Source organism: Pseudomonas sp. SDT291_1_S447 (assembly GCF_054070155.1).
In genome coordinates this window covers 1-646 of the sequence record NZ_JBSVXS010000279.1, presented here as the reverse complement: position 1 = coordinate 646, position 646 = coordinate 1, and the positions used below count along the sequence as shown (strand labels likewise).

1 protein-coding gene is annotated in these 646 nt (G+C 62.5%); it reads right to left on the bottom strand.

Going from position 1 to position 646, the window contains the following annotated elements; all coding sequences use genetic code 11:
• The coding region (locus ACW9IR_RS29530) for a hypothetical protein (protein WP_457466142.1) at positions 1 to 646 on the bottom strand (646 nt) is incomplete at both ends.

Below are 646 nucleotides of genomic sequence, written 5' to 3'. Positions count from 1 at the left end.
CCGACATCGAACTTCAACGGCTCGGCATAACTCGTCCCGCCGGCGGCGCGTTTGATCTCGTACCGGGCGATCACCGATCCGCCTTCATTGCCCTTGATCAGCTCGGCCCCGATGGGGAAGGGCACCGGTTGTCCGGCGGTGAATTCGTTCAGCTTGATCGAGTCGGTATATTCGCCGGTGATCGAGCCGTGCCAGAACATGAAGACTTCATCGCCTTTGACCGTTTCGGTGTACACCACCGTCAGGGTGGTGCCGGCGGTGTCGGCGGGCAGGACGCCGTTCACCACGCCGGCCACTTCCGGTTGCGGCAGTTCCAGGCGGGCCTCGCCGACTTGCAGGATCTCGGTGTGGATCGACTCGCGAATGGCGCGGGTGGTCTCGTACGGGTCCAGTGTGGCGAGCACCGTCTCGGCGATCAATTGCTGGTAGTAGAACTCGGCCTTGCCGCCGTTGACCGGGGTCAGGTGTTTGCCGTCGATGTTGTACAGCAGCGGTTGGGCCGCGACGATGTCGTTACGGGTGATAAGACGCGTCGGCAGGTCCGGCAGGTAGGGCTTGAGGCCTGGCGTGGTGCCGAGCATGAATATCTTGAGGACCTGGCCTTCGGCAAAGGATTTGTCGAAGGGGATTTCGACACGCACCTGGG